Origin of the sequence: Providencia sp. R33, assembly GCF_019343475.1 — a bacterium.
Taxonomy (GTDB): domain Bacteria; phylum Pseudomonadota; class Gammaproteobacteria; order Enterobacterales; family Enterobacteriaceae; genus Providencia.
This window is the reverse complement of the sequence record NZ_CP072453.1, coordinates 189635-213358: the sequence shown is the minus strand read 5'-3', so window position 1 is coordinate 213358 and position 23724 is coordinate 189635. Positions and strand designations below refer to the sequence as shown.

Genomic DNA, 23724 nt, shown 5'->3' with positions numbered 1-23724 from the left:
ATATGCATATTAGCAACTAATTAGCGTTACAACAAACCAATAAATGAGACTACAGTCTCATTTTACAAAAACCAAAAATGATACTATAGTCTCATTACGGTGAAAAATTCAACGCGAGCTCTAATCTGAAAGGATTTTTATATGAAAAAACACGCTGGTTTTATCTATATCGCCACAACGCTGGATACCAAAAGCGCTGAACTATTTTATGTCAGTGAATTAATTAAAAGCGCTGGGTTAGCCGTTCGCACCGTTGACTTAACCACTCAACCAACACAATTAGAAAAAGAGCCAGATGTCAGTGCACATACTGTCGCAAGTTTTCACCCTCTTGGAGTGAATGCCGTTTTTTGTGGTGACCGCGGCAAAGCGATTGAAGCGATGGCGCAAGCTTTCAGTCTTTACCTTGCTGCACAAACTGACGTTGCGGCGATCCTTGGCTTAGGCGGCTCAGGCGGAACCGCATTAATCACCCCTGCAATGCAAGTGCTTCCTGTTGGTATACCTAAGTTAATGGTTTCCACCATGGCTTCAGGGGATATCTCAGGCTATATCGGTGCGAGTGATATTTCTATGATGTACTCAGTCACCGATGTTTCTGGCTTAAACATTATTTCTCGCAAAGTGTTGAAAAACGCAGCAAATCAAATCGCAGGTGCCGTTTGGTTTAACCAAGACGATGACGAAAATATCGATATCAAACCTGCTATTGCTTTATCTATGTTTGGCGTAACAACACCTTGTGTCCAACAACTCACCACACAGTTAGAAGAACAATATGACTGCCTCGTATTCCATGCAACGGGCAGCGGTGGTAAAGCGATGGAAAAACTAATCGATAGTCAATTGCTACATTCCGTATTGGATATAACCACAACAGAAGTGTGCGACTATTTATTTGGTGGTGTTTTAGCGTGTGACGAAGACCGTTTTGGTGCCATTCAACGTACCCAAACACCTTGCGTCATGTCTTGTGGTGCATTGGATATGGTGAATTTTGGACGACCAGCTACCGTACCTGAAAAATATCAAGGTCGTTTATTTTACCATCACAATGCACAAGTCACATTAATGAGAACGACTAAAGAAGAAAACCAACAAATGGGTCGTTGGATTGCTGAGAAATTAAATCGCTGTGATGGCGAAGTCCGTTTTATTGTTCCAACATCAGGGTTTTCCGCATTAGATATCGAAGGCGCGCCATTCTGGGATCCTATCGCAGACCAAGCGTTTATCGATGCATTGACCGAAAATCTCATAACAACAGAAAAAAGACAGCTTATTTTGAGTCCTCACCACATAAATTCCCATGATTTTTGTGAGCAGGTTATTCAGCTACACCAGGAAATTTTGAACAAATAATAGAGGTTAATATGAGACATAACCGCGCAGAGTTATTAAAGAACTTCAGAGAAATGATTACTCGAGGAGAACCCATTATCGGCGGCGGTGCGGGTACTGGTTTATCGGCAAAATGTGAAGAAGCCGGCGGCATTGACTTAATCGTTATCTATAACTCTGGCCGTTACCGTATGGCTGGACGAGGTTCACTCGCTGGCTTATTGGCTTACGGCAATGCCAATGAAATAGTAATGGACATGGCAAAAGAAGTTTTACCTGTGGTGAAACATACCCCTGTTCTTGCTGGCGTAAATGGCACCGACCCATTCTGCCAATTTGATAAGTTTTTAGACGACATCAAAGCGACAGGCTTTGCGGGCGTGCAAAACTTCCCAACTGTTGGCCTGATTGATGGTAATTTCCGCGCTAATCTAGAAGAAACCGGAATGGGCTATGGTCTAGAAGTGGATATGATCCGCATGGCACATGAAAAAGACCTGCTGACCACACCGTATGTTTTCAGCGCTGATGATGCCGTTGCGATGACCAAAGCGGGTGCGGATATCATCGTGCCACATATGGGCTTAACAACCGGTGGGAATATTGGTGCCGAAACAGCACTGACACTGAAAGACTGTGTGCCACTTATCAATGAATGGGCAAAAGCGGCTAAAGCAGTGCGTGATGATGTCATTGTTCTTTGTCACGGCGGCCCTATCGCAACCCCTGAAGATGCTGAATATATTTTAGCAAACTGCCCTGACTGTCATGGTTTTTATGGTGCAAGTTCAATGGAACGTTTGCCTACCGAAGTCGCACTAACAAAGACTACAAAGCAGTTTAAATCAATAACACGCTAATTTTTTTATTTTTTGCCAACACCGGGCGCCTATTTCGATAGGCGCTTTTTTTATCTCTTTTTTGGGTTCAAAAAACGCCACAAAACCCAAAATAGCGATGTGGAATAATACAAAACGCCGAATTGAATAATCATAAGTGGTTTTTCCGTCATCCCTGTCATTTTTAACATGCCATAATAGTTGTTATCTTCAAGGTATTGATCCGTAAGCCCCCCTTCAGGCAAATAATGCGTTAAAAATACAGCAATAATAAAACACGCAACATAATGACGTAATTTAGCAATCCCTTCATCGAAGGCATTAAAATTATCAAACTCATTCCCTTGCTGACGCCCAATAATAATTCGGTTTATTAACGTAGCCGCGTAAATATAAAGAATGGCGGAAGAATTAATTTGCGTAGTATGAAAAATATAAGCCACGCCACCTAAAATCGCGGCCACAAAAATGAAAAAAAACCCACGCTGAAGCACCGCCATCATTGTGCCCATATGCACTAAAATAAACTCAAACAGCAAGATCAATACCATATTGTAAACCACTTCAACACCTGACCAATCAGGGGAAAACCACAAAGACAATAAAAAACCGATATAAAAAATAGTTAAGCCGTGATCCACCAGCGAAGGTAGAAAGTGCATAACACCTTGAGGTTTACCTGATGCAATAAAATGGCGCTTCCCTTTTACTGAGAATGATGATGAATGCTTATTGGTATTTTTTTTGTTTCTTATCTTCCTTGCCACGAACTTACTTTCCTTTTTCTCGGTAAATAGAGTGCCCCTTGCACAAGAAATTCATTAAACAGGCCATAAAAACAGGTAACCCAAAGTAGAGTACTCCAAACGCAAAAGCGACATGAGGCCTATCAGGGAACTCTCCCCCCGTGGAAATACTGGCGTAATAACCAATAGAGCGTAAATATTCAGGCGTTAACCCACCATAAGGCACAAGGAAAGATAAAATTAATACGAGGAAAATACAGAACATAAAATTGAGTGCCATTAACGCTGAATAACCCATATTTTCACTGCGTTCTTGTTCACTGCGGCTGGTTAAACCAAATAACATTCGATTCGCGACTGTCGCACTATATAAATACAGGATCAGCGGCGAGTCCCCTAAGACTGACATATTAATTGCCAGCGCGAATAAACCATAAAAAAGCGCAAATAAGGTTAATACTCGCCAATCACGGAATACCGCCATAAAGACGCCAGAGTGAATCAAAATAAATTCAAAAATTAGAATGATGGTCAGGTTATAAATAATTTCGACCGTGTAATACTCAGGGAAAAACCAAACAGATAAAATAAAGCCGACATAAAAAAGAGAAAAACCGTAGTTAACTATCTTGGAAAATGCACGAATAAGGCTGAAAGAATGCGAACTTTCTTTCCCGCTTTTTACTGAGGGCTGTTTTGGGAAAAAACCTTGGTCTTTATTTTGCTTTTCTTGTAATTGCTCATTCCCTGACGGCTTCGCCATGAGATCACTCCACATTGACAATATTGCTTTTTTAATAAGCTACTTGATAACGTAAGAAATAAACAGTGTCCAAAATCCGAATGGCAAAGTAAATCAAAGATAAAGTGTAAGATATATCGACAAGATGGCATGAACTGAACGCGTCATGCCACAAATGAAATGGCAATTAGACGAGTTTAGCAATCAACGAGTCTAAATCACCTTGCAAGAAATTTACGGGTGGGATTTCAATCACAGTATAAGCGCCCGCCGCCTGCTTCATTGAAGCGCGTGCTGCTGACACCATAAATTGTGACGTTAACGCAGGGTTATTGATACGCATTGAGTATTCGAATAATTGGTTGTGCGTCGCACCCGAAACGCCTTTATGGGTCATGTGTACACCGTGGCCAACATCTTTTAATGCGTCAATACTATCAACTTGGCGAATATGGGTTTCATCAGAGGCAAAATAGCTATCCGCTTTAATCGCTTGAGCAACATCATCAAATTTTGCGCCTGCGTCTAATTCAATATACACCATACGGCGATGTACACCGGTTCCTAATGGAATAGTTACCGATAACGCATCTTTCACGCCGTCAATGGCTTTTGCTGCGACGCTGTGCCCCATGCTCATGCCTGGCCCAAAATTGGTGTAAGTCACTCCTTTTGGCGCCATCGCTAACATTAAAGTACGCATAATAGAATCCGAACCGGGATCCCAACCTGCGGAGACGACAGCAACACTATTATGTTGTTTTGCAACATCATTTAGGCTTCTTTTCAGCGCTACAATATCTGAATGCACATCAAAGCTATCAACGGTATTAATGCCTAATGCAAGAATTTTTGCCGCAAGTGGGCCAATTGCACGGGTTGGCGAGCACAGGAGTGCAACATCCACTTTCCCTAGTTTTTCAATATCATCGACGACTTTATACGAGGCGAGTTCAGCTGGGATGTCTTGTGTATTACGACGAACAATTCCGACAAGCTCAAAATCATCAGCGGCTAGAACAGCTTCTAGTGCATAACGGCCGATATTCCCGTATCCCACTATTGCTGCTTTAATTTTTGTCATTTTTACTCCTATACAGTTCTGATGTTGCTTATTAATTAATTTATAGCGAAATTAAATCTAACAGATTAATTAAAAGTAAACAAAACATTCACTTTACGAAATTGAGGGCATTTTAACCCTATTTTCATTAATGAATTCCATGTAGAATTCGCAGTTCAAGGCACTATTCTTAATTCTCATAAATATATAAAGGTTCTCAATGCATCAGTCTGATGTGACTGAGCGGTCACTCTTTTCGCTCAGTTGGCCAATTTTTATCGATATTTTTCTGCATTTGGCCACATTATTAATTAACACTTACATGGTTAGCCATGTATCGACCGCTTACCTTGCAGCGATGGGGGTGGGCAACCAAGTTTTTGATCTTTTTATTACTATTTTTAACTTTATCAGTGTGGGATGCAGCGTTGTTATCGCACAATATTTAGGGGCAGGCCGCCGTGAAAAAGCCAGCCAAGCGATTCATATCTCCATCGCTTTTAACTTTATTCTTGGTTTTTCCAGTGCATTAGTCGCGGTATTCTTTGGCTATACCATTCTAAAAATCATGAATATGCCATCCCATTTAATGGCTGATGGTTATACTTATTTACGTATTTTAGGGATTTGTTTAATCCCTGAAGCGATTTCCATTATTTTAGCAGCCTGCTTACGGGTTTATGGCAAAGCACAGCCAGCCATGTGGGTCACATTGATTGCCAACCTGATTACTGTTGTAGGTAATATCATTGTACTTTATGGTTTTTTCGGCTTGCCACAATATGGTTTAGAAGGTGTGGCATGGTCTACCGTCGTTGGGCGTGTCGTGGCTGTAATTTTACTTTTCTGCTTATTATTCTATGGGTTGCGTATTAAATTTGTCCCAATGATGTTAATTCATTGGTCACGTAAAATGCTCGGTAAAATTTTACACATTGGTTTACCTTCTGCGGGGGAAAACTTGGTGTGGATTTTACACTTTATGACGGCATCCGCCTTTATTGGTTTAATGGGTGAAACAGCACTTGCGGCACAAACCCTGTATTTCCAATTATCGCTATTTATCATGTTATTCGGTATTTCCGTCAGTATTGGTAATGAGATTATGGTCGGCCATTTGGTTGGTGCGAAACGCTTCCAAGATGCCTATATTCGCGGAATTAAAAGCTTAAAAATGGGCTTTTATGTCACTATCGGTGTTGTTATTGCTTTCTGGTTACTTCGCGACCCTATCCTTAACAATATTACTGATGACCACGGTATTATCGAGCTATTATTACCGCTCTTTTTGCTCTCGGTATTTTTAGAGCCTGGGCGCACCATTAATATTGTAATGGTGAACGCGTTACGTGCTTCTGGAGATGCCCGCTTCCCATTATGCACCGCTATTATCTTTATGTGGGGCGTGGCGATTCCCCTCGGCTATTTCTTAGGGATAAAAATGGAAATGGGCTTGCTGGGAATTTGGCTCGGTTTCTTCGCAGATGAATGGTTGCGCGGCTTGACTAATGCATGGCGCTGGCGCTCACGGAAATGGCAAAGTAAACGCCTCGATGTGGAAAGCTAACCCGTAAAACAATCACAATGTCCTGCTCTATTTTATAGGCAGGATTTTTGTGACGAAGCGCAAACTCGAAAATATTTTATTTTTATCTCCAGTTTTGGAGTTTTTTTTTCTCCACCACCCAAGTATATCCCCAAACTTAGTGAAGTTTTTCTCCAACGGGTTGTTTAAAATAATAAAATCAAAAAAGAATTCATTAAGGGGACCTGCCATGCATGCGCAATCACAACCATTACTTTGGCAATATTTTATCAATGCGGTAAAACAAGAAGTTAAGCCAGCTTTAGGTTGTACCGAGCCAATTTCATTGGCTTACGCAGCAGCAAAAGCAGCGTCTTTCCTTGACGGTGACGTCACTCGCGTTTGTGCCTTTGTCTCTCCTAACCTGATGAAAAATGGTATGGGCGTTACGGTGCCAGGTACAGGTATGGTAGGGTTACCTATCGCTGCCGCTTTAGGTGCGGTTGGGGGTGATGCGGATGCGGGCTTAGAAGTACTTAAATCTGCTTCAACTGACGCGATTGCTTTGAGTAAAACAATGTTAGCGCAAGGCCTAGTAACTGTTGATATCAAACACCCTTGCGAAGACGTTATCTATTCCGAAGCAACGGTACATACCCAAACAGGTTCAGCGACGGTGATCATCACAGGTTCACACACCAATATTGTGAAGATAATTCATAATAATGAAACGGTGTTTGATACCTTATCAAGAAAGTCCCTAGATGATACCCCCGTTGATTGCGCTGCGGATATTCCCTTACCGCCCGTTACCGCAAAGGCTGTCTACCAATTTGCGACAGAAGCCCCATTAGGCGATATTCGTTTTATTTTAGAAGCTGCCCAGTTAAATGAAGCCCTTTCCCAAGAAGGCCTGCGCAATGTGTATGGCTTACATATCGGCAAAACATTGCAAACTCAGCGCGACCGCGGTTTGTTATCGAAAGACTTGATGTCTGAAATTATGATCCGCACCTCTGCCGCATCTGATGCCCGTATGGGTGGTGCAGTTTTACCCGCAATGAGTAACTCGGGCTCTGGTAACCAAGGTATCGCCGCAACCATGCCTGTTGTGGTGACAGCAGACTACCTGCAATCCTCTGAAGAACAGTTAGCTCGCGCATTGATGTTATCCCATCTGATGGCAATTTATATTCATAATCAATTACCTGCGTTATCAGCGCTGTGTGCTGCAACCACCGCCGCGATGGGTGCCGCCGCAGGGATTGCATGGTTATTGGAGTCACGCTATGAAGTGGTTGCAATGGCGATTTCCAGTATGATTGGCGATGTCAGTGGGATGATTTGTGATGGTGCATCAAACAGTTGTGCGATGAAAGTCTCCACCAGCGCCAGTGCGGCTTATAAAGCGGTACTGATGGCTTTAGATAATAGCTGTGTGAGAGGCTCGGATGGTATTGTGTCGGATGATGTTGACCAGTCAATTGCCAATTTGTGTTCATTGGCCGCAGGGTCGATGAGGCATACTGATGTGCAGATTATTGAGATTATGGCGTCAAAAGCACGCCCTTAACGACGTAGCGTTGTTGGCTACATTCGCCAACCCGAGTCACATACTTGTGTATGCTCCTAGGGATTATTTCTTTTGCCGCCTTGCTACGCCGCTAATTCTTCGCCCTTAACGACGTAGCGTTGTTGGCTACACTCGCCAACCCGAGTCACATACTTGTGTATGCTCCTAGGGATTATTTCTTTTGCCGCCTTGCTACGCCGCTAATTCTTCGCCCTTAACGACGTAGCGTTGTTGGCTACACTCGCCAACCCGAGTCACATACTTGTGTATGCTCCTAGGGATTGGCTCTTTTGCCGCCTTGCTACGCCGCTAATGACTTTGAATTTCTTTTTTTTATTTCTTTTTTGAATTGTTCTATTTTGAATTAACTTCCAAAGCGGCGAATTTTTCGCGAATAATCTCTTCGGGGAGTTTCACACCGATAAACACTAATACGCTGCGGCGGGTTTCGCCGTCTAGCCAATCCGTATCCCAATCGGCACTGTAAAGGCGTTGAACCCCTTGGAATAACAAACGTTTTGGTTCATCTTTGATGGATAAAATACCTTTGTAACGCAATAAATTATCTGCAAAACTGAGCAGTAAATCTTCCATTACTTGTGAAACTTCCATTAATTCAACAGGGTAATCAAACTCCACAACAATAGACTCCACTTCATTTTGCTGTTTTGGTGCAAAACGGAAAGCCGGTTTATTCACCTTCAGTTGTGAGTCTAATAAAAAACCTTCAATGTCTAATAAGAGCTGTAAGTTAATATCGCCATGAATAACTGGGTAAATTGGCGCTCTGGCATTAATACGCTGTAATCGCTCTAGCAGGGCGTCGTTATCTGGGTTGATGTCAGTTTTTGTTAATAAAATTCGGTCTGCATAGCCGATTTGTGCTTGAGCAATCGCAAAGTCATTCAATTGTTTTTCAGCATGAACCGCATCTACCAGCGTAATGATACCATCCAATAAAAACCGTTCGCATAACACATCATGGGAGAAAAATGTTTGCGTGATAGGGCCAGGGTCTGCCATGCCAGTGCATTCAATCACTAAACGGTCAAAGTCCAACTTGCCACTGTCGAGGCCATCTAATAAGTCTAATAATGCATTTTCTAATTCAGCGGAACGTGAGCAGCAAATACACCCGTTGCTCAGCGTGGTGATTTGTGTAGCTCTGTCACCAATAATGGCGTTATCGATAGGAACTTCACCAAATTCGTTTTCAATGACTGCAATTTTATGTCCATGTTCTGCATGAAGAATATGGCTAAGGAGCGTTGTTTTACCTGCACCAAGAAAACCGGTTAGGATTGTGACATTAATTGGTTTCATTATTATCCTCTTTGCACCATTGTTTTACTGCAATCATCGTTAACAGCAGCGGAACCCGCCTTTGCCACTTCCACCATACCGCGCATCTTGCCTTTCACGAAAAAATTCTTTGTAAGTCATGACGGGCTTATCAGGGTGGTTATCACTCATGTGTTGGACATAAGTATCATAATCAGGAATGCCAATCAGCATGCGCGCTGCTTGGCCTAAGTATTTACCTGTTTTTCCAAGGTTACCAAACATCTGTCTCTCCAAATACAAATGCCCTACATCATGTGCACACAATGTAGGGCTACCGTTCAGTTACCGAGCCACCTTAGCGGCTCGGTGGTGTCGAATGGTCACTAATGTGAAGATGAAACTTTCACGCCCTCTTTCGGTACAGGCACATACGGTGTTTCTTTGTCTGTACGTTCTGGATTTTTGTATGCTTTCATTCCCACGCGGATACCATAGAAAATGATACCGTAAACAACCACTAAGAATAGGATACTCAGACCCGCATTGGTGTAGTTGTTGATGATAATGTGATTCATGTTAGTAATTTCTTGCGCTGTCAGCTCAGCGCCGCCTGCTGCAATCTTATCTTTATAAGATTTAGCTAAATACAGGAAGCCTTCAAGCTGCGGGTTATCACTGAATAATTTCAGTCCTAACGCCCAAGTGGTACAAATCAATAACCATACTGCAGGTAACACGGTGACCATGATGTATTTGCTACGTTTCATCTTAATCAGAACTACTGTACTTAGGATTAACGCAACTGCGGCTAACATTTGGTTCGAGATACCGAACAGTGGCCATAGGCTCTTAACGCCGCCCAGTGGGTCAACCACGCCTTGATACAGTAAGTAACCCCATAAGCCGACACAGCCTGCCGTACCAATGATCCCCGCAACCAGTGAATCTGTTTTCTTCAAAAATGGAACGAAGTTACCCAGTAAATCTTGCAGCATAAAGCGGCCAGAACGGGTTCCTGCATCCAATGCGGTTAAGATAAATAGCGCTTCAAACAGAATACCAAAGTGATACCAGAAGCCCATATTTGCCGCAGGCATGATTTCGTGGAATACGAATGCGATACCAACGGCTAATGTTGGCGCACCACCCGCACGGTTCAGAACCGACGGTTCACCGATATCTTTTGCCGTTTGCATGATTTGTTCAGGTGAAATCACAAAGCCCCATGAACTGACCGTTGCCGCTGCGTGAACAGAAACATCTTTCAGTTGAGCCATGATAGCCGCACCATCTGGGCCACCCAACTCATGCAGGTTAGGCATTGTAATACCTAACGCCGCTGGCGGGGTATTCATCGCGAAGTACAAACCTGGCTCGATAATAGATGCAGCAACCAGCGCCATAATCGCAACGAAAGATTCCATTAGCATTGCACCGTAACCGATGTAACGCGCATCTTTTTCGTTTGCTAACAGTTTCGGTGTCGTTCCCGAAGAAATTAAAGCGTGGAACCCCGAAACCGCACCACATGCAATGGTAATGAACAAGAATGGGAACAGTGTACCTTTCCAAACTGGACCTGAACCATCAACGAATTGCGTTACTGCAGGCATTTTTAATTCAGGATTCAGGATAACGATACCAATCGCTAAACCTACGATAACCCCAATTTTCAAGAAGGTTGCCAGATAATCACGCGGCGCCAAGATCAACCATACAGGCAACAGTGCAGAAACAAATGCATAGCCAACTAGCGCATAAGTGATCGTGGTGTCTTTAAATGTCAGTGCAGGGCCCCAGTATGGGTCGTGGGCGATAACACCACCGAACCAAATCGATGCCACCAGCAATACGATACCGATGACGGAAACCTCACCAACACGCCCCGGCCGGAGATATCGCATGTATATCCCCATAAACAAGGCAATTGGTACCGTTGATACCACGGTGAATACACCCCATGGACTTTCTGCCAAGGCTTTAACGACAATAAGTGCAAGTACCGCTAGGATAATGATCATAATCAGGAAACAACCAAAGAGTGCGAGCGTTCCCGGAATTGGGCCCAACTCTTCTTTAACGATTTCCCCTAATGATGCACCATTACGGCGTGATGAAATAAACAGCACCATAAAGTCTTGCACCGCACCGGCTAATACAACCCCTGCCAGTAACCACAGCGTACCGGGTAAATACCCCACTTGCGCTGCCAGTACAGGTCCAACTAACGGCCCTGCCCCTGCGATTGCCGCAAAGTGGTGACCAAATAGGACGTTTTTATTGGTTGGAACATAGTTTAAGCCATCATTATTAATGACGGCTGGAGTTGCACGGGTTTCATCCAGCTTCATCACTTTTTTCGCGATATATAAGCTGTAGTAACGATAAGCAATCAGGTAAACCGCCACGGATGCGACGACTATCCACAGCGCACTAATGTGTTCACCGCGTCTTAGCGCAACAACCCCTAAACAAATTGCGCCGATAATCCCAAGGATCATCCACGGAACGTGCTTTAAAATACCATTTTTGTTCATAGAACACCCTTCTGAGGTAAAACGAACATGCCATTGATTTTGTATTTACCATCACGCTAGCAACATCGTGGTGCTACTTGTCATTGATGGCTTTTTAATTGGCAGTGGTTGAACTGAGATAAATCAAAATATTGAGCTCTGCCATGGTGTTTATGGTATGAAATTGCACTCTGCAAATGCTTAAAGTTACGCTAAGCGGTGCCATACAGAATTAAGCGGTTTGAATTTTGCCGTGAATGGTTTTGAGGAGGGTTTAACAGGATGAAAACTGTGATCTACATAACAATAACAACTGGTTTTCAATAAGTTAAGTAATATAAATAATATGGTTAAAGTCGGTTTAATTGTAAATAAATATCACAAATATCGTAAAAAACGCCTTAGATACCCTAAAAAGGTGTATCTAAGTACGTAGAACCTTTATGGCAGTGTAATTGTTGTCCAATCTCCACCAACCCACCAACTGTGTTCACCATCCGTTTGCGTTTTACACCCAACGCCAACTTTGGCCTTTCCCTCTTCAAAGGGGTACGCGCAATCATAGGTTGCCTCAATAACGACCTTCCCTGTCGTGGCATCCGCAAAGCCAATTTTATCTCCCTGACGAATGCGGTAGACCCCGTCTTGAGCTTCGTCGGGCCAGTTATCAAAATAATAGATTCGATAAACTTCTTGGTTATGTTTATCAGCAACAATTAAGTCACCATCATCTGACTCACGTAAACAATATTGAAAAGGCGATTCGGCTACAAAACAACGAATTTGGCTTTTTTGGTCGTCTACCCATAAGCTGTATTGTTGATCAAGATTTTGTGCAAATAATGGTGTTGAGCAAAATATGGCAAGCATCCCTACCATTTTATATTGATTCATCATATTCCCTATTCCTTTATGGCTTATAATTTAACGAAGCTTCACTGGGTTGGTTAAAAATCACTGGAATTAATAACACTTTATTTTGAGATGCTGAATTAAACCGCCACTGATAGGCAACTGAAATTAAGCTATCATCGAAATAATCTACGCCACTACTGTGCTGTAACATCACTGAGCTTGGCACTCCCCCCTTCGGTACATCAATTTTCAAAATGGCTTCGCCTTGCATTTTGCCTATCGATTCCTGAGAAATAACAGGCAGTTGTAATGTCTTTTCTTGAATTCCAAAAGCGGCCGCATCAACACTCACAGCTACGGGGTCAGCTAAGTTTTCATTGCGCATAGGCAAAGTACGAGGGGTTGACGCAAATGGTATCACCGCTGGCATTACTTTTTCAGCTAATGCCTTTTGCTCTTCAAACTCTTGGCGTTCTTGCTCCGTTGCAGATGCAGATAATTCACCTTTACTATACAGCTGCGCCATACGTGCATTGATAATATTCACCCGTTCTTTGGTTTCATCTGGCAAACCGAATAAAAAGAAACGAGATTGCGCCGCCATCAAACGCTGATCCACACTTTTATCCGCATTATAGTGTATTAACGCAAATGCACCTGCTGCCAATTCTGGGTCTTCATCTATCATCGTCACCCCCCAAGCGAACCACGCATCAATACGGTTTGGGTTAATGGTGATTATTTGCAGATAATGCCCCCGTGCACTCAACAGTAAATCACGCCAATGCTGCTCATCATCAACAAAACCATCTCTTATTGCAGATGCTTTATTTTCAGTTAACAAGGTTCGCGCGGCATTAAAGTGCATTAATTCCATTCTTGCCGTTGTACTCAGCACCTCAGTATTATTTGGGTACTTTAACAATAATGCGCGAAGCCTTTGTGTGTTACTTTCCCACGCCTCGCCGTTAGACTTAGTGCGGCTGTCTGCTTGTCGCAGTGTTGCGCGTATCTCTTTTGAGATCTCCTGCTGCTGTTGGTAATATTCATAAGATGAACTTGAGCTGCGTGTGTATTTGGCAGGAACTGTATTATTCACATAACTCAGGAGCCTTTTAAGCACATACCCAAATGATTTTTCATTATGCCTTGCTAAAGCCTTACTCGCGCTTTCCACTAAAAGGCCTACTTCTTGCGCATAATCATCCAAGCTTTTCACTGTGCTTTTAAAGCCAACATTCACAAGGTGACGAGCAGGTTGCTTTGAGGGAACAAAGCGTAATTGGCTCACAGCAAATTCAGCTGCAGTATCGTATTTTTTTACGCCACTGGTGGTGTCGATTAAGGTAAATGCAGGCGCACCGTCCTCATTCACATCCACGGCCACGATTGCTGAAACATTATCAACATCATATTTAACGGAAGGGTAACGCACCTCGTCAATAGAGCTAGGTACAATAGTCGTTCCCTCTGTATTGATCGTCATTTTCCCAGGGTAGCGTGGATCACTTAGGTCATAGTACGTGGCTAGCTCAACAACCCCATATATCCCTTTAATGGATAATGGCTGTTTTGCTAATACTTGTGTTTGCTCATCCGCTGGTTCTCTAAACCAATCTAATACCTGTATGTTGCTTCTTGCTTGTAAGATTAAAAAGTTTTGGCGTTCAGCGGTAGAAAGGTGCTGAATTTCTTTCGCAAATATTGTGGCACTTTGCGTATCAAATAATTGAGAAGGAGATTCTGACCACTTATTATTGAGGTTCAGATATTGTGCAAAAATAAGTGCAGCATACGCATGCTTTAAATTCACATCACTATTATCAACTTGGCTTTTTATTATGCTATATGCAAGCCCCAAACCTTTCCAATAAGTGGGGTTATTCGGCTGTGCAGCAACGGCACGCATAAAGAAAACTAGGCTCTCTTCTGCGGCCTCGGTTTGGCGTAATTTAAGCAAACCAACAACAAAGGCGAGCGCACCATCTTGCGGTAAATATTGACTCGCCTTTTCTAATTGGCTGATTTGGTCACCTGACGCCGCCATATTCGTTTGCAATAAAGGTTGCCAGATTACACGCATTGCTGCACTTTGTGGGGCCAACTCGGTAAGTTTATCCATCTTATCAATGCGAGCTTGTAACTCATGGTATCGCGCTTCAATTTCAGTGTTAGCTTCATGGTTATAAATAATCCCCGATAACACACCACTCACTGCAGTGTTTTGTTCATTCTGGAACAATTGCCAGTCACGCTGCTCAATGAGTGTTTTCGCCCACCAACGTTGGTTTGATTCCGCACTTAACGGGATATTTAAAAGTGTAATGACGCTAAATACCGCCAACGTCATAATCGCTGCGCCCCAATATTGCCGCGCTTGAAAGCGAACCGCACTTATCGACAAAGCAATAATAAACACCAGCCCAAATAACCACATCACTGTAAGGAATAAGTTATCACTTACATTCAAAGCCATTGGCCAAATGAGTTCACCCAGTTCAAATAACGCAATAAATACGCCATAGCCAAAGAAAAAAGGTAGCGCAGGTGCCGCAAATAAGAACGCCAATGGTAATAAAAGGAGTGGACTCAGTTTCATTTTCAACGTCATCCCTCCTTATGGTTTTTTAGTCAAAATCGATTTGATGGGTAAAAAGAGCCCCAACCAGAAAAAGAGACTCAGCCCCAATATGCAAACCAGCGTGATAATACTCAGGGCCACATCAGACTCAAAGCCCTCCTGCGCCCAATATTGGTAAAAAACCGCAGGCGATAGTGTTTCTGGTTTCATATTTTGGGTAATATTGCTAACAATAAATGCCATCAATAAAGGAATAGCGATGGCAAGAAATGTGTAAATATGCACCTTTTTAATTGCGGCAAACCACGCTGGCGGTGTAAAGGTGATTGGCGCTATGGGTTGTGGGCGAACAACTCGGCGAGTTTGAGTTTGCCCTCTAACCTGCACTTTCTGTACATTTTGCTGTCGCCGTGTTTGTTGCAGCGCTTCGCTGGCCACTTTTAATTGCTTAACCCGTTCACAGGCAGCACATTTCAACCCAGCAAAATATTGGTGTTCTTTATTTTTGCTGCATACCACCATTTTTTTCTGGCTACGCAATGCGTAAGGGCGCAAACACTGCACCCATTGCGCCGCACTCGGCCTTTGATCTGGCGCGCCATTAAATGCTTTATCAAATAATTGGCGAATATCATCAGGCAAGAAAGTATGTCCACTGGTTGGGACAGGGCTAATCCCTTGGTGCGCCTTCACTCCATACGCATAATACTTCCCTGCAATTCGGCTGGGTAAATCATTTGGTACTTGATTATGTAAAGGGCGACCAGAGAATGGATGAATACCAAAATTCAATAATTGAAATAAAATCACCGCTAAAGCAAATCGGTCTTGCTGGGACTCTTGCGATTGGGGCACACTTTTCGCATTTTGGAATTCAGGTGCAAGGTAATCGACTGTGAATTGCCCCGCAGCAAAACGTTCTTGTTTTCCTTGAATACTAAAGCCATCGCAATCTAACATTGATACATATAAGCTTTCCCGATAAAAACGCAAGTTCACGGGTTTCATATCAATAATAAAGTGGTTTTGCTGATGAATAGCCTCAACCAATATGGCTAGGTTGGTTGCAAGTTGGATTTTTGCCCCTAACCCAACGGGTAAGTTATTCGCTCTCGCCTGTCTTTCTTGCAAGATATATTCGAGCTCAATGGATGCATTCACATCCAACTCAGGCATGGCAAAGCCGACAAACTGTTTCTTCTGGTTAAATAGTTGGCTAATCGGCCATGCCAGTTGAATAACAGGAATGGCCGTGTCAGTAATTGGTGGTAAGTTTGGCTTTAATGCTAGCATTGCCGATGTTTTTCGGCGGTACAACGTTTTATCAATTTTGTCGTGGTAGAGCTTAGCGACTTGTCCCTTCGCTGATGCAATATGGTAAACGCTTCCTGCCCCACCACTTTTAATTAATTTACCCAGCTGGATAACTTGCCCTTGCCCATCGACAAGTTTTATCTTATTGACCACCGCCATTACATTTCCCTAAATGCCACAAATAAGGTTTTATCATCCCCTGTAATGGAATACGTCCGAGGGTCATCAAGCGTTCCTTTTAATGCTTCACTGCCCGTCTGCTGATCATTTTGCTGTAAAAATCGAGTCACTGGTTCAATAAACGGGAGATAAAGCGCATCACATTGCTTATTCATAGCAAAAGGCTGTACGCCATCAGACATTAAAATGACCCGCTCTATTTTTGCGGTGATAGGTGTAATACGTAAATGTTCCTGCCAATCAGTGGAGGTTAAAAACCACGTTTGGTTGGCATATTCCCCATTTTCTGGTACCGAAACCTTATCAATAAGCTGGTCATCTTGTTGATAAGAAGCAATGGCAGCACCGTCACCTAAATGAAAAAGAAAACCTTGGCGTTTGCCAATCCATGCAGCAACAAGGGTACACGCGAAATCCTTTAATTCCCCATTCTTATCATTTGCAAGGGAAAGCAGTTGTTCGCGAATAGACTTCAGTGTACGAAGAATAACCGGTTGTATTTCTTCTATAGTTAAATAGTCAACATCACCAAACTCAGATATCCGCTGAACAAATAACCTTGAAACATAACGAGAGCCAATATCACTATAACGCGCAGAGCCTGCGCCATCACATACACAAGCGGCTAAGCCATTTGCGGTGTGCTCCACAGACCACGCATCTTGGCAAGGCTGATTATTTTCCTGATGCGCGCGCCCTTGAACTGATGCGCAATAAATTGACCAACTCATATATTATACCGACACTGTTGACCAGCTATCTGTTGAAGGAAGTTGTGCTTGGCCGCCTGGCGTCGATTGGGAAACCACTTGCATACTGGCACTTAACCATAAAAACAGTTCTTTAAATTGCAATCCTTGCAGTTTTTTCACGCCATTTAGGCCTGCAATACTAAATTCGCCCATGACTTGCGCACTTGCCCCATCAACCATAATAGGGAACATCGCCACCTTTTGATCTTTTTGCGCCTGGCGGCAAACTTGTGCAGACTCTTCCCATAAATCTGTCGGCGCACCATCGGACATTAAAAATAACCAAGGGCGAGTATATGCCACTCCCGCTTGACGAAAACGTTGTTTTTCTGCTTCAATTTCATCTAGCGCGACCATGACGGCTTGCCCTGTAGGGGTTGTACCATTAGCTTCTAATATAGGTGCAGTAAAATCCATGGCATCACACCAGTCCCCGATAATGGAGCATTGGTCATTTCCACCATATTGAATAACCAGTATCCGCACGCGTTTAGCCGCGATCACATCATTTTTGAGTTCTTTTTCGAGTAATTGCAAACCTGCATTTAATTCGTTAATCGGCTCACCATACATACTGCCTGAACAATCTAATACCAAAACTAATGGTGTTCGTTGCTCGCTATTATCAACTAAAGCAACATCAGGGATGATAAGTTGACTCATGAATTACCCTTATTGTGTTGTGATGAAAATACCAATATACAGAATAGTGTTTGTAATGAAACTAAGAAAAAGGGAGAAATACACATATTGAATAGAAATAATCTTAGGGGTATTATTAAATAATCATTTAATACATAGATAGTATACCAAGAACTTTCCTGCGCATTTCAAATCAAATAATTCCCGTCATGCAGATAACCTAAATGAAAAAGTGATTAACATTAATTTAAATATTAAAAATATCACATTTATACGTATTTTAATCACACCTATTATTCATTGGTAACACTTGCCTTCACTACTCATTTTAAGCATTAAAATCAGAAGTGATTTATGAATAAATATTAAACTTGGCGCCTATCACTCTACAGAAGAGTAGATTAGATAAGATTAAAGCACCGAATAAGGCAACTCTTTTAGTTCAATGAAAAACACAACACATTGAAAATACTTAGAAATCACAATCTTAAAGCCATCAAAAAGCACAATACCCCCATCATTTGGCAACCAAAATAAGTACAACTGATATTATTCCACACTCTGCATTCGACAGCTCGAAAATGGATCAGAAATAAATTTTAAAATTAAGTTATCCATAAAATACGCTTACTTAACGCAAAATAAATAATTTACGTTATTTATAAATTCCGGTTTAAATAAAAACATTTACTTCCGAAAGTGGAAATAAATATTTAATAAATAGCTCATAGAAGAAATTAGTCTTATTTAATATAAGTAACACCATTAAGGGAATAGGAAACTATTCCCTTTTTACGTACTGAAAAACTAACCAGACACCTTCACTGTCGCTGCCGCTTTTTTTGCCATAACCAGCGCACTTTCAATGGAATCAGCAGTGGCTAATGCAACCCCTAAACGCCGAGTTCCCGAAATTTCAGGTTTTCCAAATAAACGTAATTGAATATCAGAGCCTAACGCATCTTTAATGTTAGAAAACACCACATTTCGGCTATGAAGTTCAGGAAGAATAACCGCTGAAGCGCTTGGTCCATATTGGCGAATGAGGCCAATTGGGAGTCCTAAGAATGCACGGACATGTAAGGCAAATTCAGACAGATTCTGTGAAATCAGAGTGACCATTCCTGTGTCATGAGGGCGTGGAGAAACTTCATTAAAAATAATGTCATCTCCACAAACAAATAATTCAACACCAAACAAGCCGTAACCACCTAATGCAGAAACGATTTTCGCCGCAATCTCTTGAGCCTTTTTCAACGCTTTTTCGCTCATCACTTGAGGCTGCCAAGACTCACGATAATCACCTTTTTCTTGGCGGTGCCCTACAGGAGCACAAAAATGGATCCCATCAGCAGCACTAACGGTTAGCAGTGTAATTTCAAAATCAAAGTTAACCATTTTCTCAACAATGACACGGCCTTGCCCTGCACGACCACCTTCTTGGGAATAATTCCACGCTTTTTCTAAATCCGCATTTGAACGAATGACACTTTGCCCTTTCCCCGATGAACTCATGACGGGTTTTACAATACACGGGAAACCAATTTTTTCAGCCGCTTCAATAAAATCGGGTTTATTTTCTACGAAATAATATTCAGATGTAGGTAAGCCTAATGTTTCAGCGGCAAGGCGGCGAATACCTTCCCTATCCATTGTTAAGAAAACAGCGTTTGCAGAAGGGACAACTTTCTGCCCCAGCTCTTCAAGTTCAACTAGCGTTTTTGTGGCTATTGCTTCAATTTCAGGCACGATAAAATCAGGTTTTTCTGTCGCAACCAGATTTTTTAGTGCTTCACCATCAAGCATATTGATGACATGACTGCGATGGGCAATGTGCATAGCCGGTGCATTTTCATAACGGTCTACCGCAATCACTTCAATGCCTAAGCGTTGGCATTCAATGGCAACTTCCTTACCTAGTTCTCCCGCACCCAGTAACATAACTTTCGTTGCAGATGTACAAAGCGCCGTACCTAACTGTTCCATAATTGATGACCTTCTATGCGAAAATAATAGCGAGAATTATATACGCAAACGTTTGCTTTTGCTATTCAGGAAATTAAAAGGCCATGATGAAAATCATAGCCTTTTGAAATTAATGAAATATATTCTGATTTAAAGGGAGTTATCACGCCCTGTAATAAAAGGCTCTTTCTGGGAAAACTTAGCATATTGCTTATGCAGTAATGCTAAAATACAAAATAGCAAACCAATCCAGATTAATGAAAAACTGATCCCCTTGACCCAATCAAACAATTCATTAAATAAGAATACGGCAAGTAAAAATTGAATTGTCGGCTCTATATACTGAGCCAAACCAATAACTGTAAGTGATGTCCGCTTAATCGCCGCAGTAAAGAATAGTAATGGAATAATCGTCACTGGCGCTGCTAACATGTACAAAGCGCGAAGCTGCCAATCCCCCGCCTCCACTGCGCTCAATCCTTTTGACGATAACCACCAAGTAATTCCTATTGCGACAGGTAACAACCACAATGCTTCTAAAAATAGTGATGTAATAACATCAAACCGAATAAACTTACGGATCAATCCATATACAGCAAAGGCACTTCCCATCACTAATGCTAAAACAGGTAATTCACCATACTGCCAGATTTGATAACCCACCCCAGCCAAAATAAAAGTAACAGCCATTTTTTCCGCAAAAACTAATCTTTCACGTAAAAAAACAACTCCCAGTAAAATAGAGAATAATGGATTAATGAAATAACCTAAACTTGCGGCTAACACTTGCCCATGAGTCAATGCATAAGTAAAGGTGGTCCAAGAAATAGCCATCACCGATGAACTAAAAAGACAAAGAATAATAGACTTTTTATCAGTCCACACTTGTTTCCATATTGTTTTGTTTTTAATCACTAAGCGGATTAAAAATAGCAATGGAATAGACCAGATGAGGCGTTGTGCAAGTAGTTCTAGCGGTTCAGCTTCAGGCAGTAGTCGATAAAATAAAGGGGTTATCCCCCATAAAATATAGGAAAAAATAGCCAGAGCCACACCTGAACGCAACAACATAATATAACCTACAAGAAAGTCTATTAACGTTAAATTTGCTGCATATCATACGCCAATATAGATAAAATAAAATGCTGCTAACCCTCACTCTAAAGCTATCCATTACAGATTATATGCAAATAAAAAATAGAAAATTAAGCCACTTTTTATCTGCATATTAATTCTTCACATTAAAAAATCTGTTTTTGATGTAATGGCGGCTGCTGTTTCATAAATTCGGCAAGCTCTTCTGATGTTGGCGCTGCCGTGATAGCCCCTTTTTTAGTCGTGGCTAAAGCCCCACACGCTGTTGCTTGGGAAATAATTTCCATCAAATTGTCTTTTGTATTGGTAATACCATGCTGATCAATTGCCGCCAACAAACCAGCCATAAAAGCATCACCTGCTCCTGTAGTATCAATGCTATCGACTAAATAAGCACTCACAACCAAATAATGCTCATTCGTCAATACCCTGCACCCTTGAGAACCTTGTGTCACCACCTTAAGTTGCGCAGGGTAATCACGCAATTTGTCAACGGCCTTATCGAGCAGGCTTTCACCCGTTAACCAAAGTAATTCATCATCAGAAAGCTTTAAAATGTCAGCTTGTTTGGCAAAAGTTTCCACAACTTGATGCATTTCTTCGTGATCTTCCCACATTTGTGGTCGAATATTCACATCAAAACTTAATCGCCCCCCAGCTTGCTTGATTCGAATTAACCCTTCTGTTAATGATGCTCGACATATTGGGTGGACAAGCGCCAATGAGCAAAAATGCAAAATATCCTGACCAAAGTGAGGTAAGTTTTTTGCACTTAAAAATTGGTCTGCTGAAGGTGAAACCAAAAAAGTAAACTCACGTTCACCATTTTCGTGTAATGAAACTAATACGGTACTTGTTCGATATTCTTCATCAAACTCCATGGATTGAGTATCGACACCTAGGTCAAATAAGGTTTTTTGCATAAAATGACCAAATGTATCTTCTCCAACCCGGCCAATAAACCCACTAGGATGACCAAGTCTAGCAACACCAGCGGCGACATTAACAGGTGCGCCTCCAGCACAAGCTTGATACTGCATATTTTCTAATGGAATCAAATCAATAACAGCATCGCCCAATGCCCAGATCTTCATATTTTCACCTTTTCGTTCTCAATCAAGAAAATTTAAGCTAGTAAACCCCTTATGTTAACGTTAACATGGAGTATAAAATGATTGATTAGAAAACGCACGCGTTATCTCACTCTATTTATCCATTTCAGATTTGTTAGCAAAAAAGGTTAGGGATCCATTATGGAAAAACAGATTAAACGAGCAAACCAAGCTATTGAAAAAAACATAAAACGACTAAATACCCAGTTTTATCCGCACTACCATTTAGCTCCACAAGCAGGTTGGATGAATGATCCTAACGGCCTAATCTATCATCAAGGCCTATACCACGCTTTTTACCAACATCACCCCTACAGTTCAGTATGGGGGCCTATGCATTGGGGCCATGCAACAAGCACTGACATGGTGCATTGGCAACACCAACCGATAGCGCTTGCGCCGAGTGAGGAATATGACCGAGATGGCTGTTTTTCAGGTTCTGCAGTCAGCCACGAAGGTAAGCTATATTTATTTTACACAGGGCATATTTGGTTAGCAGGTGAAAACGATGATAGCCAAATCCAACAATCGCAGTGCTTAGCGGTGAGTGATGATGGTATTCATTTCGTGAAGAAGGGGGTTGTTCTCCCTGCACCTAAAGGATACATGCATTTTCGCGATCCAAAAGTATGGCAACAAGATGGCAAATGGTGGATGGTTGTTGGTGCAAGAGACACATTAGACCAAGGGCAAATTTTGTTATTTAGCTCGATGGATTTACACCATTGGGATCCTAATTTTCAAGTGCTCGCTAAAACAAATGACAAAAATGTCTACATGTGGGAATGCCCTGATTTCTTTTCACTCAATGACCAATTTATTGCTTTATTTTCACCCCAAGGAAAAAAAGCAAAGAATTTCCAATACCGAAATCTCTATCAAAATGGTTACCTTATTGGGCATTGGTCACCCAATTCATCTTATAAGATTACCCAACCCTTTACTGAATTAGATTTTGGGCAAGATTTTTATGCACCCCAGACTTTCTTAGCAAAAGATGGCCGCCGCATTGCTATCGCTTGGATGGATATGTGGGAAAGTCATATGCCTTCAAATAAACATGGATGGTCGGGCTGTTTTACGCTCCCAAGGGAACTTACCTTATCAAAACAAGGTAAAATCATTGCAAAACCCATTCGTGAATTAAAGGAATTACGACAGTCAGCGGTTCATTTTCCAGAAATTTGTCTGCAGAAAAACACCACACTTTTACTGAATGAACATGCAACTTATTGTGAAATTGAATTAATTTGGGACTTAACACAAAGCACTTCGTCTGAAAAATTTGGTTTTTGGATTGGAAATGGGCTGCAATTCTATATTGATAATCAAAGCCAACAATTAACATTAATGCGGCACTACCCTGAATATATTATCAGTGACAGTCGTCATGCTCCTTTACCACAAGCCGAGCAACTCAAAATTCATGCCTTTATTGACCAGTCTTGCCTCGAAGTTTTTATCAATGAAGGTGAAATAAATTTTAGTTGCCGCATCTATCCAGAGCAGCTGCAGAGAAAACTGCAACTATTTACAATAAACCAGTCAGCGCACTTGAAAGAAGCCACTTATTGGCCATTGAATAAGGCGATTGAATAA

General features: G+C 41.9%; 19 protein-coding genes. 5 read left to right on the top strand and 14 right to left on the bottom strand.

Annotated elements, in window-relative coordinates:
* The first annotated feature begins 141 nt into the window (after positions 1 to 141).
* Entirely contained in the window at positions 142 to 1362 is a 1221-nt protein-coding gene (locus J6836_RS01105) for a Tm-1-like ATP-binding domain-containing protein (RefSeq protein ID WP_219246091.1), read from the top strand.
* An 11-nt stretch (positions 1363 to 1373) separates the two neighbouring features.
* Entirely contained in the window at positions 1374 to 2201 is an 828-nt protein-coding gene (locus J6836_RS01100) for a phosphoenolpyruvate hydrolase family protein (protein WP_219246090.1), read from the top strand.
* A 50-nt stretch (positions 2202 to 2251) separates the two neighbouring features.
* Here J6836_RS01100 and J6836_RS01095 read toward each other — a convergent pair whose 3' ends face one another.
* From J6836_RS01095 to J6836_RS01085, 3 genes are all read right to left on the bottom strand, one after another.
* Positions 2252 to 2947: a hypothetical protein gene (locus J6836_RS01095; protein ID WP_219246089.1), complete on the bottom strand. Its 696-nt coding sequence runs from the start codon at positions 2945 to 2947 to the stop codon at positions 2252 to 2254.
* 4 nt (positions 2948 to 2951) lie between these two features.
* Complete coding sequence (locus tag J6836_RS01090; RefSeq protein ID WP_219246088.1) at positions 2952 to 3689, bottom strand: hypothetical protein; 738 nt, start codon at positions 3687 to 3689, stop codon at positions 2952 to 2954.
* 166 nt (positions 3690 to 3855) lie between these two features.
* Positions 3856 to 4752, bottom strand: coding sequence for a diaminopimelate dehydrogenase (locus J6836_RS01085; protein ID WP_219246087.1), 897 nt, complete (start codon positions 4750 to 4752; stop codon positions 3856 to 3858).
* Positions 4753 to 4951: 199 nt separating this feature from the next.
* Between J6836_RS01085 and J6836_RS01080 the strand changes: the two genes are divergently transcribed.
* Together J6836_RS01080 and J6836_RS01075 are read left to right on the top strand one after the other, a co-directional pair.
* A complete protein-coding gene (locus J6836_RS01080) occupies positions 4952 to 6298 on the top strand; it encodes an MATE family efflux transporter (RefSeq protein ID WP_219246086.1) in 1347 nt (448 codons plus the stop codon).
* 208 nt (positions 6299 to 6506) lie between these two features.
* The gene (locus J6836_RS01075) at positions 6507 to 7829 is read left to right on the top strand and encodes an L-cysteine desulfidase family protein (protein WP_219246085.1); all 1323 of its coding nucleotides are present in this window, start codon (positions 6507 to 6509) and stop codon (positions 7827 to 7829) included.
* Between the two features lie 354 nt (positions 7830 to 8183).
* Here the strand turns inward: J6836_RS01075 and yjiA are convergent, their stop codons facing one another.
* The 11 genes from yjiA to J6836_RS01020 all read right to left on the bottom strand — a co-directional run bounded on the left by yjiA (position 8184) and on the right by J6836_RS01020 (position 22107).
* The gene (gene yjiA, locus J6836_RS01070) at positions 8184 to 9152 is read right to left on the bottom strand and encodes a GTPase (RefSeq protein ID WP_219246084.1); all 969 of its coding nucleotides are present in this window, start codon (positions 9150 to 9152) and stop codon (positions 8184 to 8186) included.
* Positions 9153 to 9191: 39 nt separating this feature from the next.
* Positions 9192 to 9395, bottom strand: coding sequence for a YbdD/YjiX family protein (locus tag J6836_RS01065; RefSeq protein ID WP_004260586.1), 204 nt, complete (start codon positions 9393 to 9395; stop codon positions 9192 to 9194).
* A gap of 101 nt (positions 9396 to 9496) precedes the next feature.
* Positions 9497 to 11650 carry a carbon starvation CstA family protein gene (locus J6836_RS01060; protein WP_219246083.1) on the bottom strand — a complete coding sequence of 718 codons (2154 nt, stop codon included), beginning with the start codon at positions 11648 to 11650 and terminating at the stop codon, positions 9497 to 9499.
* Positions 11651 to 12070: 420 nt separating this feature from the next.
* A complete protein-coding gene (locus J6836_RS01055; protein ID WP_219246082.1) occupies positions 12071 to 12526 on the bottom strand; it encodes a WG repeat-containing protein in 456 nt (151 codons plus the stop codon).
* A 13-nt stretch (positions 12527 to 12539) separates the two neighbouring features.
* On the bottom strand, positions 12540 to 15083 hold the full coding sequence (locus tag J6836_RS01050) for an energy transducer TonB family protein (RefSeq protein WP_219246081.1): 2544 nt from the start codon (positions 15081 to 15083) through the stop codon (positions 12540 to 12542).
* A gap of 18 nt (positions 15084 to 15101) precedes the next feature.
* Positions 15102 to 16538, bottom strand: coding sequence for a protein kinase domain-containing protein (locus J6836_RS01045; RefSeq protein WP_219246080.1), 1437 nt, complete (start codon positions 16536 to 16538; stop codon positions 15102 to 15104).
* Positions 16538 to 17290, bottom strand: a complete 753-nt coding sequence (locus J6836_RS01040; RefSeq protein WP_219246079.1) for a PP2C family serine/threonine-protein phosphatase — start codon at positions 17288 to 17290, stop codon at positions 16538 to 16540. Before J6836_RS01040 ends, J6836_RS01045 begins: the two co-directional genes overlap by 1 nt.
* 3 nt (positions 17291 to 17293) lie before the next feature.
* Positions 17294 to 17974, bottom strand: a complete 681-nt coding sequence (locus J6836_RS01035) for a vWA domain-containing protein (protein ID WP_219246078.1) — start codon at positions 17972 to 17974, stop codon at positions 17294 to 17296.
* Between the two features lie 786 nt (positions 17975 to 18760).
* Positions 18761 to 19939 (bottom strand): formate-dependent phosphoribosylglycinamide formyltransferase, encoded by a 1179-nt coding sequence (purT, locus tag J6836_RS01030; RefSeq protein WP_219246077.1) that lies wholly within the window; start codon positions 19937 to 19939, stop codon positions 18761 to 18763.
* Positions 19940 to 20068: 129 nt separating this feature from the next.
* Positions 20069 to 20989 (bottom strand): EamA family transporter RarD, encoded by a 921-nt coding sequence (rarD, locus tag J6836_RS01025; protein ID WP_219246076.1) that lies wholly within the window; start codon positions 20987 to 20989, stop codon positions 20069 to 20071.
* A 170-nt stretch (positions 20990 to 21159) separates the two neighbouring features.
* Entirely contained in the window at positions 21160 to 22107 is a 948-nt protein-coding gene (locus J6836_RS01020; protein ID WP_219246075.1) for an aminoimidazole riboside kinase, read from the bottom strand.
* A gap of 159 nt (positions 22108 to 22266) precedes the next feature.
* On the opposite strand from J6836_RS01020, the gene J6836_RS01015 reads away from it, so the two are divergent.
* Positions 22267 to 23724, top strand: coding sequence for a glycoside hydrolase family 32 protein (locus J6836_RS01015; RefSeq protein WP_219246074.1), 1458 nt, complete (start codon positions 22267 to 22269; stop codon positions 23722 to 23724).

What these genes read in the sequence shown, in the direction of transcription:
- J6836_RS01020 (WP_219246075.1), bottom strand. Translation starts at nt 22,107, where the DNA reads ATGAAGATCTGGGCATTGGGCGATGCTGTTATTGATTTGATTCCATTA.
- J6836_RS01045 (WP_219246080.1), bottom strand. Translation starts at nt 16,538, where the DNA reads ATGGCGGTGGTCAATAAGATAAAACTTGTCGATGGGCAAGGGCAAGTT.
- J6836_RS01085 (WP_219246087.1), bottom strand. Translation starts at nt 4,752, where the DNA reads ATGACAAAAATTAAAGCAGCAATAGTGGGATACGGGAATATCGGCCGT.
- J6836_RS01065 (WP_004260586.1), bottom strand. Translation starts at nt 9,395, where the DNA reads ATGTTTGGTAACCTTGGAAAAACAGGTAAATACTTAGGCCAAGCAGCG.
- J6836_RS01075 (WP_219246085.1), top strand. Translation starts at nt 6,507, where the DNA reads ATGCATGCGCAATCACAACCATTACTTTGGCAATATTTTATCAATGCG.
- J6836_RS01040 (WP_219246079.1), bottom strand. Translation starts at nt 17,290, where the DNA reads ATGAGTTGGTCAATTTATTGCGCATCAGTTCAAGGGCGCGCGCATCAG.
- yjiA (WP_219246084.1), bottom strand. Translation starts at nt 9,152, where the DNA reads ATGAAACCAATTAATGTCACAATCCTAACCGGTTTTCTTGGTGCAGGT.
- J6836_RS01100 (WP_219246090.1), top strand. Translation starts at nt 1,374, where the DNA reads ATGAGACATAACCGCGCAGAGTTATTAAAGAACTTCAGAGAAATGATT.
- J6836_RS01055 (WP_219246082.1), bottom strand. Translation starts at nt 12,526, where the DNA reads ATGATGAATCAATATAAAATGGTAGGGATGCTTGCCATATTTTGCTCA.
- J6836_RS01080 (WP_219246086.1), top strand. Translation starts at nt 4,952, where the DNA reads ATGCATCAGTCTGATGTGACTGAGCGGTCACTCTTTTCGCTCAGTTGG.
- J6836_RS01060 (WP_219246083.1), bottom strand. Translation starts at nt 11,650, where the DNA reads ATGAACAAAAATGGTATTTTAAAGCACGTTCCGTGGATGATCCTTGGG.
- J6836_RS01015 (WP_219246074.1), top strand. Translation starts at nt 22,267, where the DNA reads ATGGAAAAACAGATTAAACGAGCAAACCAAGCTATTGAAAAAAACATA.
- J6836_RS01105 (WP_219246091.1), top strand. Translation starts at nt 142, where the DNA reads ATGAAAAAACACGCTGGTTTTATCTATATCGCCACAACGCTGGATACC.
- J6836_RS01050 (WP_219246081.1), bottom strand. Translation starts at nt 15,083, where the DNA reads ATGAAACTGAGTCCACTCCTTTTATTACCATTGGCGTTCTTATTTGCG.
- purT (WP_219246077.1), bottom strand. Translation starts at nt 19,939, where the DNA reads ATGGAACAGTTAGGTACGGCGCTTTGTACATCTGCAACGAAAGTTATG.
- J6836_RS01035 (WP_219246078.1), bottom strand. Translation starts at nt 17,974, where the DNA reads ATGAGTCAACTTATCATCCCTGATGTTGCTTTAGTTGATAATAGCGAG.
- J6836_RS01090 (WP_219246088.1), bottom strand. Translation starts at nt 3,689, where the DNA reads ATGGCGAAGCCGTCAGGGAATGAGCAATTACAAGAAAAGCAAAATAAA.
- rarD (WP_219246076.1), bottom strand. Translation starts at nt 20,989, where the DNA reads ATGTTGTTGCGTTCAGGTGTGGCTCTGGCTATTTTTTCCTATATTTTA.